At 45.0% G+C, this 349-nt stretch carries 1 protein-coding gene; it reads right to left on the bottom strand.

The features are described 5' to 3' along the window. Positions 1–252 (bottom strand): hypothetical protein (locus BW716_RS35915; RefSeq protein ID WP_143709287.1); only part of this gene is annotated, 252 nt, incomplete at its 3' end. Positions 253–349: the final 97 nt, after the last annotated feature.

The raw sequence follows: 349 nt of genomic DNA, 5'->3' as shown, positions 1-349 counted from the left end.
GTCCAGGTATTGTGTCGTCAATTTTACCGCTGCAGCAGTATGGCTGGTATCTAAGACGGCATCAGTATCTGTTGTGATCATAGCTGGTGTCCAGATGTATAAGGAGCTGTAAGCAGTAGTTGTATAAGCGGAAGGTCGTATAACGGGAGTAGCAGCAGTATGTTGGGTGGTAACAGGCACCTGTGCGCTGCCGGGATGGAATATTCCCAGCAGGCAGCAAAATGTGATATATATAGATAGATGTTTGTTCATGGGTTTAATTTTTCCAGATAAGAATCATAATAGGAGCGGAATTGCCGGTGAAAGTGATGGTGGAGCCAGATGAAACAGTTTTCTGGGTGCCATTTAC

Origin of the sequence: [Flexibacter] sp. ATCC 35208, from assembly GCF_001975825.1 — a bacterium.
In the GTDB taxonomy this organism is placed as follows: domain Bacteria; phylum Bacteroidota; class Bacteroidia; order Chitinophagales; family Chitinophagaceae; genus Chitinophaga.
Note: the sequence above shows the minus strand (reverse complement) of the source record. Positions and strands in the feature narration are given on the sequence as shown.